Below are 16197 nucleotides of genomic sequence, written 5' to 3'. Positions count from 1 at the left end.
TACAGTGCAAAACCTATGATGAGATTAGTTGTACAGAAAACATAAACTGTACAGGAATCTTGTCGAGGCTTTGCCATGTCCTGCAACGTGTCCGTCACCGGCAAACCAAAAATCGCCATCAGCGCCTGCCTGCTCGGCGAAAACGTGCGCTTCAACGGCGGGCACAAACAATCCCCCTTGTGCAGCCAGACACTCAGTGACTATTTCGACTTCGTGCCACTGTGCCCCGAAGTCGCTATTGGCCTGGGCATCCCCCGTGAGCCGATTCGCCTGGTGGGCGACCCACTCCAGCCGCAAGCCGTGGGCACAGTCCACCGCGAACTGAATGTGACCGGCGCACTGGATGAGTACGGCCAGCGCATGGCCGCCGAACATACGGACCTGTGCGGCTATATCTTCATGCAGAAATCACCGTCCTGCGGCCTGGAACGGGTCAAGGTCTACCGCGACAACGGCACCCCGGCCGAGGGCGGTGGGCGCGGCATCTATGCCCAGGCATTCTGCGCACGCCATCCCAACCTGCCGGTGGAGGAAGATGGCCGCCTGCACGACCCGGTGCTGCGGGAAAATTTCCTGACCCGGGTCTTTGTCTATGCCACATGGCAACAATTGCTGGCGCAGGGTCTGACCCGTCACCAGTTGCTGGCCTTCCACTCGCGCTATAAATACCTGCTGATGGCCCATAGTCCGGCCCACTACAAAAGCCTGGGCAACCTGCTGGGCAGCATGAGCAAGGACTGCGACCTGCCAGTGCTGGCCGCCGAGTATTTCAGCGAGCTGATGACGGCTCTGAAAAAGTGCGCCACCCGTGGCACCCATTCCAATGTGTTGCAGCACATCAGCGGTTACCTCAAGCAGGCCCTGAGCGCCGCAGACAAACAGGAAATGCAGGCACTGATCAGCCAGTACCGGCAAGGCATCGTGCCGCTGGTCGTGCCGCTGACCTTGCTCAAGCATCACTTTCGCCAACACCCGGACCGCTACATCGCGCAGCAGGCCTACCTGCAACCGCATCCGGAAAATCTCAGCCTGCGTAATGCGATCTAACCCATGAATGTTTCCCCGCAACCCCCTGCCCAACCCGTCGAAGATGTGGCCCTGGCCCTGGAACAAGGCTGGCTGCCGATTCGCGAAGTGGCCCGCCAGACCGGGGTCAACGCGGTGACCCTGCGCGCCTGGGAACGGCGTTACGGCCTGATCGTGCCGCAGCGTACGCCCAAGGGCCATCGGCTGTTCAACGCCGACCATGTGCAGCGTATCCAGACTATCCTGACGTGGCTCAACCGAGGCGTACCGGTAAGCCAGGTCAAGCAGTTGATCGACAACGCCCAGCCGGTGGACGACAGCGTCGAAAACGAATGGCAGAACCTGCGCCAGACCTTGATCCAGGCCATCGGTCAACTGGCCGAGCGCCGGGTCGACGACGTGTTCAACCAGGCCATGGCCCTTTACCCACCGCGTACCCTGTGCGAGCAACTGCTGTTGCCACTGCTCAAGGAGCTGGAGCAGCGCTGGCAAGGCCAGTTCGGCGCGCAGACGGAGCGGGTGTTTTTCCATTCCTGGCTGCGCAGCAAGTTCGGCGCACGGATGTATCACAACAACCGCCAGCTCAACGGCCCGCCATTGTTGCTGATCAACCATTCCGACCTGCCGCTCGAACCGCACCTGTGGCTGAGCGCCTGGCTGGCCAGCAGCGCCGATTGCCCGGTGGAAGTTTTCGACTGGCCGTTGCCCACCGGCGAACTGGCCCTGGCTGTCGAGCACCTGCAACCGCGCGCCGTGCTGCTGTACTCGAGCAAGGCCCTCCATTTAGCGACCTTGCCGAAACTGCTGAGCGGCACCCACTGCCCGATCCTGATTGCCGGACCAACGGTGTGCATCCATCAAGCCGAGTTATCCGTATTAACCCAGGACACCCCTCAATTGGTGCTGGCCGAAGACCCCTTGTCGGCCCATCAGCTCCTGATCCAGCGTGGGCTTCTCTAATGCATCTGATCTGGCTGCGCAGCGACCTGCGCCTGCATGACAACACCGCCCTCGCTGCCGCCTGCCAGCGCGGCCCAACAGCGGCGGTGTACCTGATTACCGCCGATCAGTGGCTGGCCCATGACGATGCGCTGTGCAAGGTGGACTTCTGGCTGCGCAACCTCAAGGCCCTGAGCCTGGCCCTGGGAGAGCTGAATATTCCCCTGCTGATCCGCCATGCCGACACTTGGGACCAGGTGCCACAGGTACTGGTGCAGGTGTGCCAGGCCCTGTCAGTCGAGAGCGTGCACACCAACGAAGAATACGGGATCCACGAAAGCCGGCGCGATGCCGCCGTGGCCCAGGCTCTGGAAGCACACGGGGTGGGGTTTCACAGCTATCTGGACCAATTGCTGTTCCAGCCTGGCAGCGTATTGACCAAGACCGGCACTTACTTCCAGGTGTTCAGCCAGTTTCGCAAGGTCTGTTACAACCGCCTGCACAGTGCCCTGCCGCGCCGGGTGGCGACGCCCAAGGCGCAGGCCGCGCTGCCGTTCGCCAGTGATGCAGTTCCCGAGCAGGTCAAGGGATTTGCCCCGCCCAGCGACACCCTGCGCGCCCTTTGGCCGGCCGGTGAAGACGAGGCGCAGCGACGCCTTGCCCAGTTTGCCGACGCACAAATCAGCTATTACAAGGATGAACGCGACTTCCCGGCCAAGCCCGGCACCAGCCAACTGTCTGCGTACCTCGCCGCCGGCGTGATTTCGCCACGCCAGTGCCTGCATGCGGCGCTGCAAAGTAACCAGGGTGAATTCGAAAGCGGCGACATCGGCGCAATCACCTGGATCAACGAGTTGCTGTGGCGCGAGTTCTACAAACATATCCTGGTGGGTTACCCACGGGTGTCGCGCCATCGTGCCTTTCGCCCGGAAACCGAAGCTGTGGCCTGGCGCCACGCTCCCGCTGATCTGGCCGCCTGGCAAGAGGCACGCACCGGCCTGCCGATCATTGATGCCGCGATGCGTCAGCTCTTGGAAACCGGCTGGATGCATAACCGCCTGCGCATGGTGGTGGCGATGTTTCTGACCAAGAACCTGCTGATCGACTGGCGCGAAGGCGAGCGCTTTTTTATGCGCCACTTGATCGACGGCGACCTGGCGGCCAATAACGGCGGCTGGCAATGGAGTTCGTCCACCGGCACCGACTCGGCACCGTACTTCCGGATTTTCAGCCCGTTGAGCCAGTCCGAGAAATTCGATGGCGAAGGGCGTTTTATCAAGCAGTGGCTGCCACAACTGGCGGGATTGAACAAAAAGGAAGTGCACAACCCCGACGCTGTCGGCGGGCTGTTTGGCGTGGCCGACTACCCACGGCCCATCGTCGATCTGAAGTCTTCCCGCGAGCGGGCGCTGGCGGCCTTTCGTGCCCTGCCCTCACGCCAGGTGGCAGGGGGTGTGTATGAGTGACTTCCTGCGCCAGTTCGCCGAGTCCTTCGCCACCCTGGACAAACACAACCTGCACCGGCTCGACAGCCTATACAGCCAGGACATAGCGTTTACCGATCCACTGCACCAGGTCCACGGTATCAGCGCGCTGAAGGCGTACTTTGCCGAGCTTTACAGCAACGTCGACCCATTGCATTTTGACTTCCACGGTTTCGACCACGTAGCCGAAGGCGAAGGTTACCTGCGCTGGACCATGAGCTTTTGCCACCCGCGGTTGGCGGGCGGCCAACAGATTCAGGTGCAAGGCTGCTCTCACCTGTTATGGCACGACAAGGTTTACCGGCACCGCGATTACTTTGATGCCGGAGCGCTGCTTTACGAACACCTGCCGGTACTCGGCCGGTTGATCCGTTGGTTGAAAGGGAGAATGGCATGAGCCTGACATCGCCACGCCGTTATTGGCTGACCGGGGCAAGCAGCGGTATCGGTGCGGCCCTGGCCGAAGAGTTGCTCGGCAGTGGGGCGCAGGTCGCGCTGAGTGCGCGCACCAAGGCGCCGCTGGAGCAACTTGCGCAACGTTACCCCGGGCAAGTGCTGGTGGTCCCCGGTGACTTGACCAACAGCCAAGTGGTCCGGGAAATCGGCGAGCACATCATGCAAACCTGGGGTGCCCTGGACACCGTGATCCTGAATGCCGGTACCTGCGAATATGTGGATGCCAAGCAGTTCGACGCGTCGATTATCGAACACGTGGTGCGCACCAACCTGCTGGCCAGCAGTTATTGCATCGAAGCCGCATTGCCGCTGCTGCGCGCCGGGTCAACCCCGCACCTGGTGGGCGTCGCCAGTGCCGTCACCTACCTGCCGATGCCCCGCGCAGAAGCCTACGGTGCGTCCAAGGCGGGCCTGCGCTATTTGTTTGAATCGCTGCGCATCGACCTGTCTCCCGAAGGCATTGATGTCACGGTGGTCAGCCCCGGCTTCGTCGATACGCCGTTGACCGAACGCAACGACTTCCCGATGCCCTTGAGCTGGCCGGCCGACAAAGCAGCGCGGCATATTTTCGGCAAACTGGAAAAACGCCCACTGGAGATCGCCTTCCCGGCACTGTTTATTGCCACCCTCTGGCCTTTGTCGAAACTGCCGAACCGCGCGCAACTGATCATCGGCAAGCGCATGCTGCGCAGCCCACCGCCACAAAAGGACGACCTGTGAAGATCGCCATTATCGGCAGTGGGATTTCCGGGCTGACCAGCGCCTACCTGCTCAGTCGCCGCCACGACATCACCCTGTTCGAAGCCGCCGACCGGATTGGCGGCCATACCCATACGGTAGACGTGACCGTCGATGACAGACATTACGCGGTGGACACCGGCTTTATTGTGTTCAACGACTGGACCTACCCCAACTTCATCCGTTTGCTGAGGCAGATCGGCGTGCCGTTCAAACCGACCGAAATGAGTTTCTCGGTCTGTGCCCCAGAGGAAAACCTCGAGTACAACGGCAATAACCTCAACAGCCTGTTCGCCCAGCGCAGCAATATCCTGTCCCCCGGCTTCTGGGGGATGTTGCGCGATATCCTGCGCTTCAATCGCCAGGCGCCGCTGGATTTGCAGGAGCAACGCATCAGCGCACAGACGACCCTGGGCGAATACCTGCAGGCGGGCAACTACGGCCCGCGCTTTATCCGGCACTACATCGTGCCCATGGGCGCGGCGATCTGGTCGATGCCCCTGGCGGACATGCTGGGGTTTCCGCTGCAGTTCTTCGTGCGCTTCTTCAAGAACCACGGCCTGCTGTCGGTGAACAATCGGCCGCAGTGGTGTGTGATCGAGGGCGGCTCCAGCCGTTATATCGAGCCCCTGACCGATTCGTTTCGCCAACAGATCCGCCTCAACTGCCCGGTGCAAAAAGTCGAGCGCACACCGGAAGGTGTGGTCATCCACAGTGCCGATGGCCGTGAAATTTTCGACAAGGTTGTCTTCGCCTGCCACAGCGACCAGGCCCTGGCCCTGCTGAACGACCCGAGCCAGGCTGAGCAGCAGATTCTTGGGGCGATAACCTACGCCGACAACGACGTGGCCCTGCACACCGACACCCGCTTGCTGCCCGATCGCCCACTGGCCTGGGCCAGCTGGAACTATCGACTGGACGCCAGTATGCACAAGCCAGCGGCCGTCACCTACGCCATGAACATCCTGCAAGGCATCGACAGCCCCACCACCTTTTGCGTGAGCCTCAATCAGACAGCAATTATCAACCCGCTGAAAATCCTTGCCCGCTACACCTATGCCCATCCCCAATACAGCCTGGCGGCGGTGGCGGCGCAAGCGCGCTGGGAAGAACTGCATGGCGCCCAGCACACCTATTATTGTGGGGCCTACTGGGCCAACGGCTTTCATGAAGACGGCGTGGTCAGTGCCCTGCGCGTGGCCCAGGCCTTCGGGGAAACCCTGTGAACAGCGCCCTCTACAGTGGCTGGATCGCCCATCGGCGATTTACCGCCAAGGGGCATGCGTTTCGCTATCGCATCGGCCTGCTGTACCTGGACCTCAGCGAACAGGAGCAGGTGCTGGGGCTGTCGCCGTTCGCCGGCCGTGGCCGCTTCGCGCCGTTTTCATTGCGCCAGCAGGACTACCTGCCTGAATTGACCCGCGACGGCACCTGTTTGACTGATGCCGTGCGCCAGGTGGTCAGTACGGCGTTGGGGCATACCCCACAGGGCACTGTCTGCCTGCTGACCCAGGTCCGCAGTTGGGGCCTGGCGTTCAACCCGGTGAGTTTCTTTTACTGCTTCGAGGCTGATGGGCAACTGGCGGCGATTGTCTGTGAAGTGACCAACACCCCATGGCGCGAACGCTATCACTACGTGCTGCCGGCCCGCGCCCTGGCGGGCGGCGAGCACCAGCATTTCGCGGTGGCCAAGGCGTTTCATGTGTCGCCGTTCTTGCCCCGGGACCTGGAATACCGCATGAGCTTCAGCCCACCCGGCCAGCGCCTGGGGGTGCATATGGCCGACTGGCAGGGCGAGACCAAGGTGTTCGACGCCACCTTGAGCCTGCAACGCGAAGCCCTGGACCGCGCCAGCCTGCATCGCTACTTGTGGCGCTTCCCGTGGATGACCGCCAAGACCGGCCTGGCAATTTACTGGCAAGCCCTGCGCTTGCTGCTTAAACGCACACCGATTTTCCCCCATCAGGCCGCCGATGGCGCCTGTGCAACTGGGTATCCCAAGGATCGCCGCCATGAAATCCCCTAGCTTATCGGTCAAATCCAATCGCCTGAACGTCAATGGCCTGACCGGCGCGTTGTTGCGCAAGGCCGTGCTGCGTCAACTCGGCAACCTGCGTCACGGCCAACTGGTGGTGGTCGAGGACGGTGAGCGCCAGGTGTTCGGCGCACGGGAGGCGCACTTGCTGGGGGAAATCCAGATCCTCGACCCGGCGGTGTGGGGCCTGGTAGCCGCCAACGGTTCCATCGGCGCCGGCGAGGCGTTTATTCATGGTTACTGGAGCAGCCCGGACCTGACCGCGGTGGTGCGGGTGATGGTCAGCAACCTTGAAGTACTGGATGCCCTGGAAGGCGGCTTGGCCAAGTTGGCCCGCCCATTCACCCAGGGCCTGCACTGGCTCAACCGCAATACCCGCAAGGGCTCGCAAAAGAACATCGCTGCTCACTACGACCTGGGCAACGACCTGTTCCAGGAGTTTCTCGACCCGACCATGATGTATTCGGCGGCGCAGTTCCTCACCGCCGACGACACCCTGGAACAGGCGCAGCTCAACAAGCTCGAACGCATCTGCCAGAAACTCGCGCTCAAGCCTTCGGACCACCTGCTGGAAATCGGCACCGGCTGGGGCAGCATGGCCCTGTACGCGGCGCAGCAGTATGGCTGCCGGGTCACCACGACCACCTTGTCCAAAGAGCAGTTTGCCTACACCGAACAGCGCATCCAGGCCCTGGGTTTGCAAAATCAGGTGACATTGCTGTTGCAGGACTACCGCGACTTGAGCGGGCAGTACGACAAACTGGTGTCCATTGAAATGATCGAGGCCGTGGGCCATCGTTTCCTGCCCACCTACTTCAAGCAATGCGCGCACTTGCTCAAGAGCGACGGGCTGATGCTGCTGCAGGCAATCACCATCCGCGAACAGCGCTATGAACAGGCCAAGAGCAGCGTCGACTTTATCCAGCGCTACATTTTCCCCGGTGGCGCCCTGCCCTGTGTACAGAAGATGTTGCAGATCGTCAGTCGCGACACCGATATGAACCTGCTGCACATGGAAGACTTCGGCCTGCATTACGCGCGAACCCTGCGCTTGTGGCATGAGAATTTTCGCCGTGCCCATGGCCGCCTCACGGAACTGGGCTACGACGAATACTTCCTGCGGTTGTGGGAGTTCTATCTGTGCTACTGCGAAGGTGGTTTTATGGAACGCACCATCGGCACCGCGCAATTGCTCCTGGCCAAACCTGGCGCGGTGACACAACCACTGCTCGGGCGCTTCAATGCTTAAAAACCTGGCCAATGCCGCGCTGTTCCAGTGCGGCTGGTTTGCCTGTGTGATGGGTGGCGACAGCCTGTGGTTATTGCTCGGGCTGGGCGTGCTGGCAATCCACCTGCTGTGGATAACTTCGTGGGCCGTTGAAGGGCGGTTGATCTTGAGCGTGACCGTGCTGGGCACCCTGCTCGACACACTGTTGCGCACGGCCGGTGTATTTGAATTCAGTGATCCAGGCCCGTTGATTCCTCTGTGGTTAATCTTGCTGTGGGCGCTGCTGGCGACTACCTTGCGCCACTGCCTGGCCTGGAGCGCCCGGCCCTGGTGGCGCGCAAGCCTGCTGGGAGCAGTGGGCGGGCCGCTGTCGTACTACGCCGGTAGCCAGTTGGCAGGCGTGAGCTTCGGGTTTGCCACGGCCCCGACCCTGGCGGCCATCGCACTGCTGTGGGCTGTGGTATTTCCTGGCCTGCACCGGCTCGCGCGCTGACGTCCGTCAGAGCTTTCACACGCGCCCGACCGGCTTGCCTTACACTGCGCGCCTATGACCACCATTCCCCACATTCAAATCGCCGAACCCGCCGTGACGTGCTCCACGTGTGCAGCTTGCTGCTGCCAACTGGAAGTCATGTTGATCACTGACACTGGCGTGCCTGATCGCTTTATCGACACGGACGATTGGGGCGGCGAAGTCATGCTGCGCCTGGACGACGGCTGGTGCGCGGCGCTGGATCGCGACACGATGATGTGCACCATCTATGAGAAGCGACCGCTGATTTGCCGGGAGTTCGAGATGGGCGCGCCGGAGTGCCTTGAAGAGCGCCAGGGGATTGCGACGGTCTACCGCTGACCGTGAAAACTGCCGAGCTCAAATGGGGGAGCGGGCTTATGTGGGCTTGCCTGCGATAGCATCACTTCGGTTTGTCTGAAGCACCGAGCCATCTGCATCGCGGGCAAGCCCGACTCCCACACAAGCCCGGCTTCCACATGGGCTCTGCTGTGCCGGGGAATATCAGAGCGGCAGGGTGTAGTTCAACGAATAGCTCTCGATACCATCGTTGTGACTACTGATGCCTGCGTTGGAATAGTGCGTGGCACGGATCCCCACCTGATGCCCGCCGGCAAAACGCAAGCCGAAGCCCAGGCGGTCTTCGAACTGGAAGGCCCCGCCGATGTTGTTGTCCTCGATCCGGGTGCGTGAGAACAGCGCCACACCGATCCCCGCTTCGATATAGGGTTTCACCGACTCGCCGGCGAATTCGTACACAAACACCGGCGAAAACGACAGGCTGCTGACACTCGCCCGCTCATCACCGTCCCAGAAGGTATAAGCGCCGCTCCAGTAGCCGGTCAGGCGCCCCACATCGCTCTGCCACCAGCTCTTGTCCCAGTCCGATTGCAGGCCCAGACGATAAGTCATGGTCGAATCGCTGGTATGCCCTACCGCAAACTCCAGGCCGGCAGCCTGGGCCGAAACCGAGTGTCCCAACACAGCGGCTGCAATCGCAGCCAAATAGAACAAGCGCTTCATAAGAAACATCCTTTCCAAACGAAGTTGTATGGTTGTGTACCGCTAATCAAGAGCTATAGAAATCACGGACTACGCAGAAGTTCAGCTAAAAAACCCGCTATTTCACGAATTTTTCACAGGCCGAAGCTTCGCACAACGCCGCTGAACTTCCACAGTGTGGGTAGGATATTTCTTAGATGCTGCGGATCACCGCTGGTCCAGAACTGCGCAGCCCGAGGATTGCCCTCGGCCAGCAGTTGGCGCTCGCCCAGCAGACGCTGCAACTGACGCGCCACGGCCGCCCCGGTGTCGATCAGGATGACCGTCGGTGGCAGCATCGTCGCCAGCAATGGCTTGAGGAAAGGATAATGAGTGCAACCGAGGATGATGGTGTCGCACCCGGCCTCGACCAGCGGCGTGACGTACCCCTGCAACAACTGGCGCAGCGCCGGGCTGCCCAGGTCGCCGGCCTCGATCAACTCCACCAGCCCCGGACAGGGTTGGGTGACCACCCGCACATCGCTGGCAAAGCGGTCCAGTAACGCGGCGAACTTGGCGCTTTGCAGGGTGCCCGTGGTGGCGAGCACCCCGATCACCCCGCTGCGGGTCGCGGCGGCGGCTGGTTTGACTGCCGGCTCCATGCCCACCAGGGGCCAATCCGGATAATCAATACGCAAGTCCGCAACCGCGGCTACGGTTGCCGTGTTGCAGGCGATCACAAAGGCCTTGGCGCCCTGCTCGCGGAAAAACTCCGCGACCACCCGCGAACGTTCGCGAATGAACGCCGGGGTTTTCTCGCCGTAGGGGATATGCCCGCAATCCGCCACGTACAGCAGCGACTCATGGGGCAATAAACGATGAATTTCGTCCAGCACCGACAGGCCGCCAACGCCGGAGTCGAACACACCAATCGGTGCATCCTTAACCATGCTGGCTGCCGCAGACGCTGCAACCGGGATCGCGCTTGACCCGCAGTTCGCGAAAACGTGTGCCCAGGGCGTCGATCAACAGCAGGCGCCCAACCAGCGGTGTGCCAAAGCCAGCCAGCAGCTTCAGGGCTTCCAGGGCTTGCAGGCTGCCGACCAACCCCACCAGCGGGCCGACGACGCCGGCTTCGCTGCAGGTCAGCTCGGTATCGCTGCCGTGCCCATATAAGCAGTGGTAGCACGGGCTTTCCGGGCGCCGCGGATCAAACACCGAGAGCTGGCCTTCGAGGCGAATCGCCGCGCCGCTGACCAGGGGCTTGCCAGCTGCCACGCACGCCGCGTTCACCGCTTCGCGGGTGGCGAAGTTGTCACAGCAGTCGAGCACCAGGTCCACATTGGCCACGGCGGCGGCCAACGAATCAGCGTCCAGCGCCGTGCGGTGGGCAATCAGTCGGATCTCGGGGTTGATCGCGCTCAAGCGGCCGATGGCGGAATCGACCTTGCTCAGGCCGATGCTGTCGGTGTCGTGGATGATCTGGCGTTGCAGGTTGGTCAGGTCGACGGTGTCAAAGTCCGCCAGATGCAGCTCACCGACGCCAGCCGCTGCCAGGTACAAGGCCACCGGAGCGCCCAGGCCGCCAAGGCCGACAATCAGCACGCGGCTGTTTTTCAGGCGTAACTGGCCGTCGATATCGACCTGTTGCAACAGGATCTGCCGGCTGTAGCGCAACAGCTCCTGATCGGTCAGCACGGCCGGCGTCCCAGGCTGATGCGCTCATGGCCGCCGAGGTCGATACGGCTGTGGACCTCTTCGAAACCTTGCGCCAGCAGCAGGTCGCGCACGGCCGGAGCCTGGTCGTAACCATGCTCGAGCAACAACCAGCCACCGGCCTCCAGGTGCTGCGGCGCCTGGGCGATGATCAGGCGCAGGTCGTCCAGGCCGTCGTGGCCGGCCACCAATGCGCTGGCCGGCTCGAAACGCACATCACCCGCCGCCAGGTGCGGATCGCTGTCGGCAATATAGGGCGGGTTGCTGATGATCAGGTGATAGGTGTGATCTTTGAGGGCGCTGAACCAGTGACTATTGAGCACCGTGACGTTTTCCAGGTGCAGGCGCTGGCGATTGCGCTCGGCCAGGGCCACGGCTTCCAGCACGCGATCCACCGCCGTCACGCGCCAGGCCGGGCGCTCGCTGGCCAGGGCCAGGGCGATGGCGCCGCTGCCAGTGCCCAGGTCGAGGACATTGGCCGGGGTCGCGGGCAACAACTCCAGGGCCGCTTCCACCAGCAGTTCGGTGTCCGGGCGCGGGATCAGGGTGTGCGGCGCGACTTCCAGGTCAAGCTTCCAGAAACCTTGCTGGCCGAGGATATAGGCCACCGGCTCGCCGCTGCGGCGACGTTGCAGGTAGTCGGCAAAGCGCAGCGCGTCTTCGCTGCTGACGATTTTTTCCGGCCAGGTGTGCAGGTAGCTGCGGGACTTGCCCAAGGCAGCGGCCAGCAACAACTCCACATCCAGGCGCGCGGTAGGCGAGTCCGGCAGGTCGGCGGCGCGCAGCAAGCTGGCAATAATGGTCATTTATTCACCTATCGCGGCCAGTTGGTCCGCCTGGTATTCGGCGAGCAACGGCTCGATCACTGCGTCCACGCCACCGGCAAGGATCTCGTCCAGGGAATACAGGGTCAGGTTGACCCGATGGTCGGTAACCCGGCCCTGGGCGTAGTTATAGGTGCGAATGCGTTCGGAGCGGTCACCCGAGCCCACCAGCAACTTGCGCTCACTGGCAATGGCGTTGGCGGCGGCGCTGGTCTGCTGGTCGTTGAGCTTGGCCGACAACCAGGACATGGCCCGCGCACGGTTCTTGTGCTGGGAGCGTTCTTCCTGGCACTCCACCACAATGCCGGACGGCAAGTGGGTGATGCGGATCGCCGAGTCGGTCTTGTTGACGTGCTGGCCACCGGCGCCCGACGAGCGGTAAGTGTCGACCCGCAAGTCTGCCGGGTTGATTTCAATGGCTTCCTGCTCGTCCGGCTCGGGCAATACCGCCACGGTGCAGGCCGAGGTGTGGATACGGCCCTGGGATTCGGTGGCGGGCACACGCTGTACGCGGTGCACGCCGGACTCGAATTTCAGCTTGCCGTAGACGTTCTCGCCTTCGACCCGGGCAATGATTTCCTTGTAGCCGCCGTGCTCCCCTTCGTTCTCCGAGAGGATTTCCACGCGCCAGCCGCGCCGCTCGGCATAGCGCGAATACATGCGGAACAGGTCGCCGGAGAAGATCGCCGCCTCGTCACCGCCAGTACCGGCGCGGATTTCCAGGAATACGTTGCGCCCGTCGTTGGGGTCTTTGGGCAGCAGCATGCGTTGCAGGTCGCCCTCCAACTCGATGAGCTTATCTTTGGCTTCGCGGACTTCTTCCACGGCCATTTCACGCATGTCCGGGTCGCTGTCCTTGAGCAGTGCCTGGGCACCTTCGAGGTCGGCCTGCACTTTGAGCAGTTGCGAATAGGTGGTGACAATCGGCTCAACTTCGGCGTATTCCTTGGAATAGGCACGGAACTTGGTCTGATCGGAAATAACCTCGCCATCGCCGAGCAAGGCAGTCAGTTCTTCGAAACGGTCCTGGAGCACGTCCAGTTTATTGAGCAGTGACGCTTTCATTGCGGTTTTTTATCCGAAGAGCTGTCTGACGCGCCCTCTCCGAGGGCAAAGAGTTCCTGGGCCATGGCCAGCGCATCGAGGCGGCCTTCGGCTGTCAGTTTTTTAAGCTGTACGCTGGGAGCATGCAACAGCTTGTTGGTAAGGCCACGGGCCAATTGCATCAAAATGTCTTCAGCGTTGCCGCCATTGGCCAGCAGGCGCTGGGCCTTGATCAATTCTTCGTCACGCAAGCGCTCGCCCTGTTGGCGATAGGCCTTGAGCACATCCACGGCGGCCAGCTCGCGCAGGCGCACCATAAAATCCTCGGCGCCGATCGCGACCATTTCCTCGGCAGCCTGGGCAGCGCCCTGGCGGCTCTTGAGGTTTTCGGCGACCACTTCGTGCAGATCGTCGACGCTATAGAGGTAAACGTCGTCCAACTCGCCGACTTCCGGCTCGATATCCCGGGGAACGGCAATATCCACCATGAAAATCGGCTTGTGCTTGCGCAGTTTCAGGGCGCTTTCCACTGCGCCCTTGCCGAGGATCGGCAACTGGCTGGCGGTGGAACTGATGACGATATCGCTGCGCACCAGTTCGGCCGGAATATCGGCGAGCAACACGGCGTGGGCGCCGAACTCTTCGGCCAGGATGCTGGCGCGCTCCAGGGTCCGGTTGGCCACCACGATGCGCTTCACGCCCAGGTCATGCAGGTGCCTGGCGACCAGGGTGATGGTCTCGCCCGCGCCGATCAGCAGGGCCTGGCTGCGTTGCAGGTCGCTGAAAATCTGCTTGGCCAGGCTGACGGCGGCAAACGCCACGGAGACCGGGTTTTCACCGATGGCCGTATCAGTGCGCACCTGTTTGGCCGAGTTGAAAGTGGCCTGGAACAAACGCCCCAACAACGGCCCCACGGTCCCGGCTTCGCGGGCTACGGCGTAGGCCGATTTCATCTGGCCGAGGATCTGCGGTTCGCCCAACACCAGCGAATCGAGCCCGGACGCCACACGCATCATGTGACGAACTGCCGCATCATCTTCATGCACATAAGCGCTGGCGCGCAGGTCATCCAGGCTCAAATGGTGGTAATCAGCCAGCCAGCGCAGCACCCCATCCGACGAAAGATGTTCCTGCTCTATATAGAGCTCGCTGCGGTTGCAGGTGGAAAGGATCGCAGCTTCGCGGCTGTCGGTGAGCCGGCACAGCTGCTGCAAAGCCTCAACCAACTGCTCCGGGGTAAACGCCACGCGCTCGCGGACGTCTACAGAAGCAGTCTTGTGGTTGATACCCAGAGCAAGGAAGGCCATTCAATATCGCTGATGATGTCGAGAAGCCGACAATTGTCCTACTTCGACTGATTCAGAACAACCACCGTCGTCTATTGTCCTAATGCCCTATGCCTATAAAGGCGCCAATTGAGACTCGGTTATGTTTGGCCGAGGGCTTGTGTCATGATGATCCGACCGCAGGTTAGTCGTCCTCTTCCTATATGAATAGATCTTCCGCGTTGCTCCTTGCCCTTGCCTTCCTAGGCGGCTGCCAGTCCATGGCCCCCGTATCGCCGCAGAGTCCTGCGCCGGTGGAAGACAACACCCCCGCCCCTGAAAAGCCCAAGGTTTATTCCTCGTTCAGCGAAGAAACGGTGTTCAGCCTGCTGAGCGCGGAGCTGGCCGGCCAGCGCAATCGTTTCGACATTGCCCTGGATAACTACGTGACCCAGGCCATCAACACCCAGGACCCGGGGATTTCCGAGCGCGCGTTTCGCATCGCCGAATACCTGGGCGCCGACCAGGCCGCCCTGGACACCGCACTGATCTGGGCGAAAAACGCCCCGGACGACCTCGAAGCCCAACGCGCTGCGGCAATCCAGTTGGCGCGTGCCGGGCGCTACGACGACTCCATGGTCTATATGGAGAAAGTCTTGCAGGGCAAGGGCGATACCCATTTCGACTTCCTCGCCCTGTCTGCTGCCGACACCGACCAGGACACCCGCGATGGTCTGATGAAGAGTTTCGACCGCCTGCTGCAAAAGCACCCGAGCAATGGCCAACTGGTATTTGGCAAGGCGCTGCTGCTGCAACAGGATGACGAACCGCAAGCGGCCCTCAAGCTGCTGGAGCAAAACCCGCCGGAAGAAGGTGAGATCGCCCCGCTGCTGCTGCGCGCGCGCCTGCTGCAAAGCCTCAACCGCGGTAAGGAAGCCTTGCCGCTGCTGCAAAAAAGCATCAAGAAGTATCCGGACGACAAGCGTCTGCGCCTGACTTATGCGCGCATGCTGGTAGAACAGGACCGCATGGAAGACGCCAAGGTGGAGTTCGCCAGCCTGGTCCAGCAATACCCGGACGATGACGAATTGCGTTATTCCCTGGCGCTGGTCTGCCTGGAAGCCAAGGCCTGGGAAGAGGCCAAGGGCTACCTGGAAGACCTGATCGCGCGGGAAAGCCATGTCGATTCGGCCCACCTGAACCTGGGGCGCATCGCCGAAGAACGGGATGACCCGCAAGGCGCGCTGATCGAGTACGCCCAGGTCGGCCCCGGCAATGACTATCTGCCGGCACAACTGCGCCAGGCCGATATCCTGATGAATAACGGCCGCACCGACGAAGCCGAAAAACGCCTGGCCGCCGCCCGCGATGCCGAGCCGGACTACGCCATCCAGCTGTATCTGATCCAGGCCGAAACCTTGTCGGCCAACAATCAGGGGGAGCGCGCCTGGAAAATCCTCGCCCAGGCCCTGCTGCAATACCCCGACGACCTGAACCTGCTGTACACCCGCGCCATGCAGGCCGAAAAACGCAATGACCTGGCACAGATGGAAAAAGATCTGCGCCTGATCATCAAGCGTGACCCGGACAACGCCATGGCACTGAACGCCCTGGGTTACACCTTGTCAGACCGTACGACGCGCTATGCCGAGGCCAAGGCTCTGATCGAACAGGCGCACCAGCTCAACCCGGAAGACCCGGCAGTGCTCGACAGCCTGGGCTGGGTGAACTACCGCCTGGGCAACCTCGATGAAGCCGAACGCCTGCTGCGCCAGGCCCTGGAGCGATTCCCCGACCAGGAAGTCGCCGCGCACCTGGGCGAAGTGCTCTGGGCCCAGGGCAAACAACGCGAAGCCCGACAAATCTGGGGCAAGTTCCTCAAGGAACAACCCGACAGCCCTATCCTGCGCAGCACCATCAAGCGCCTGACCGGATCCGAGACTCTTTAAT

Annotated in this window: 17 protein-coding genes; 11 read left to right on the top strand and 6 right to left on the bottom strand. The window is 61.8% G+C overall.

The genetic code is table 11. The features are described from left to right. Positions 1–87: 87 nt before the first annotated feature. The 10 genes from PSH73_RS04310 to PSH73_RS04265 are packed head-to-tail and all read left to right on the top strand — an operon-like array spanning position 88 to position 8759. Entirely contained in the window at positions 88–1047 is a 960-nt protein-coding gene (locus tag PSH73_RS04310) for a DUF523 and DUF1722 domain-containing protein (RefSeq protein ID WP_057958357.1), read from the top strand. Between the two features lie 3 nt (positions 1048–1050). Beyond that, the gene (locus PSH73_RS04305) at positions 1051–1986 is read left to right on the top strand and encodes a MerR family transcriptional regulator (protein ID WP_057437769.1); all 936 of its coding nucleotides are present in this window, start codon (positions 1051–1053) and stop codon (positions 1984–1986) included. Continuing rightward, entirely contained in the window at positions 1986–3431 is a 1446-nt protein-coding gene (gene phrB, locus PSH73_RS04300) for a deoxyribodipyrimidine photo-lyase (RefSeq protein WP_198792285.1), read from the top strand. The genes PSH73_RS04305 and phrB overlap by 1 nt, the downstream gene beginning before the upstream one ends. Beyond that, positions 3424–3846: a nuclear transport factor 2 family protein gene (locus PSH73_RS04295; protein WP_057437765.1), complete on the top strand. Its 423-nt coding sequence runs from the start codon at positions 3424–3426 to the stop codon at positions 3844–3846. Before phrB ends, PSH73_RS04295 begins: the two co-directional genes overlap by 8 nt. Next, positions 3843–4625 (top strand): SDR family oxidoreductase, encoded by a 783-nt coding sequence (locus PSH73_RS04290; RefSeq protein ID WP_057958308.1) that lies wholly within the window; start codon positions 3843–3845, stop codon positions 4623–4625. The genes PSH73_RS04295 and PSH73_RS04290 overlap by 4 nt, the downstream gene beginning before the upstream one ends. Continuing rightward, complete coding sequence (locus PSH73_RS04285) at positions 4622–5869, top strand: NAD(P)/FAD-dependent oxidoreductase (protein WP_057958307.1); 1248 nt, start codon at positions 4622–4624, stop codon at positions 5867–5869. The genes PSH73_RS04290 and PSH73_RS04285 overlap by 4 nt, the downstream gene beginning before the upstream one ends. Then, on the top strand, positions 5866–6669 hold the full coding sequence (locus PSH73_RS04280) for a DUF1365 domain-containing protein (protein WP_057958306.1): 804 nt from the start codon (positions 5866–5868) through the stop codon (positions 6667–6669). The genes PSH73_RS04285 and PSH73_RS04280 overlap by 4 nt, the downstream gene beginning before the upstream one ends. Next, positions 6656–7927, top strand: coding sequence for a cyclopropane-fatty-acyl-phospholipid synthase family protein (locus PSH73_RS04275; RefSeq protein ID WP_057437758.1), 1272 nt, complete (start codon positions 6656–6658; stop codon positions 7925–7927). The genes PSH73_RS04280 and PSH73_RS04275 overlap by 14 nt, the downstream gene beginning before the upstream one ends. Next, positions 7920–8399, top strand: coding sequence for a DUF2878 domain-containing protein (locus tag PSH73_RS04270; RefSeq protein ID WP_057958305.1), 480 nt, complete (start codon positions 7920–7922; stop codon positions 8397–8399). The genes PSH73_RS04275 and PSH73_RS04270 overlap by 8 nt, the downstream gene beginning before the upstream one ends. A gap of 54 nt (positions 8400–8453) precedes the next feature. Then, complete coding sequence (locus PSH73_RS04265; protein WP_057958304.1) at positions 8454–8759, top strand: YkgJ family cysteine cluster protein; 306 nt, start codon at positions 8454–8456, stop codon at positions 8757–8759. Positions 8760–8921: 162 nt separating this feature from the next. Here the strand turns inward: PSH73_RS04265 and PSH73_RS04260 are convergent, their stop codons facing one another. The 6 genes from PSH73_RS04260 to hemA all read right to left on the bottom strand — a co-directional run bounded on the left by PSH73_RS04260 (position 8922) and on the right by hemA (position 14289). Beyond that, the gene (locus PSH73_RS04260) at positions 8922–9440 is read right to left on the bottom strand and encodes an acyloxyacyl hydrolase (RefSeq protein WP_057958303.1); all 519 of its coding nucleotides are present in this window, start codon (positions 9438–9440) and stop codon (positions 8922–8924) included. A gap of 113 nt (positions 9441–9553) precedes the next feature. Continuing rightward, a complete protein-coding gene (murI, locus tag PSH73_RS04255; protein ID WP_057958302.1) occupies positions 9554–10348 on the bottom strand; it encodes a glutamate racemase in 795 nt (264 codons plus the stop codon). Next, the gene (locus tag PSH73_RS04250) at positions 10341–11096 is read right to left on the bottom strand and encodes a molybdopterin-synthase adenylyltransferase MoeB (protein ID WP_057958301.1); all 756 of its coding nucleotides are present in this window, start codon (positions 11094–11096) and stop codon (positions 10341–10343) included. Before PSH73_RS04250 ends, murI begins: the two co-directional genes overlap by 8 nt. Then, the gene (gene prmC / locus PSH73_RS04245; RefSeq protein WP_120731658.1) at positions 11090–11920 is read right to left on the bottom strand and encodes a peptide chain release factor N(5)-glutamine methyltransferase; all 831 of its coding nucleotides are present in this window, start codon (positions 11918–11920) and stop codon (positions 11090–11092) included. Before prmC ends, PSH73_RS04250 begins: the two co-directional genes overlap by 7 nt. Then, positions 11921–13003 carry a peptide chain release factor 1 gene (prfA, locus tag PSH73_RS04240; protein ID WP_057437746.1) on the bottom strand — a complete coding sequence of 361 codons (1083 nt, stop codon included), beginning with the start codon at positions 13001–13003 and terminating at the stop codon, positions 11921–11923. After that, complete coding sequence (gene hemA / locus PSH73_RS04235; RefSeq protein ID WP_057437744.1) at positions 13000–14289, bottom strand: glutamyl-tRNA reductase; 1290 nt, start codon at positions 14287–14289, stop codon at positions 13000–13002. Before hemA ends, prfA begins: the two co-directional genes overlap by 4 nt. Before the next feature lie 182 nt (positions 14290–14471). Between hemA and PSH73_RS04230 the strand changes: the two genes are divergently transcribed. Then, positions 14472–16196, top strand: a complete 1725-nt coding sequence (locus PSH73_RS04230) for a tetratricopeptide repeat protein (RefSeq protein ID WP_057958298.1) — start codon at positions 14472–14474, stop codon at positions 16194–16196. Position 16197: the final 1 nt, after the last annotated feature.

The organism is Pseudomonas sp. FP2294, assembly GCF_030687625.1.
Classification (GTDB): Bacteria; Pseudomonadota; Gammaproteobacteria; order Pseudomonadales; family Pseudomonadaceae; genus Aquipseudomonas; species Aquipseudomonas shahriarae.
Note: the sequence above shows the minus strand (reverse complement) of the source record. Positions and strands in the feature narration are given on the sequence as shown.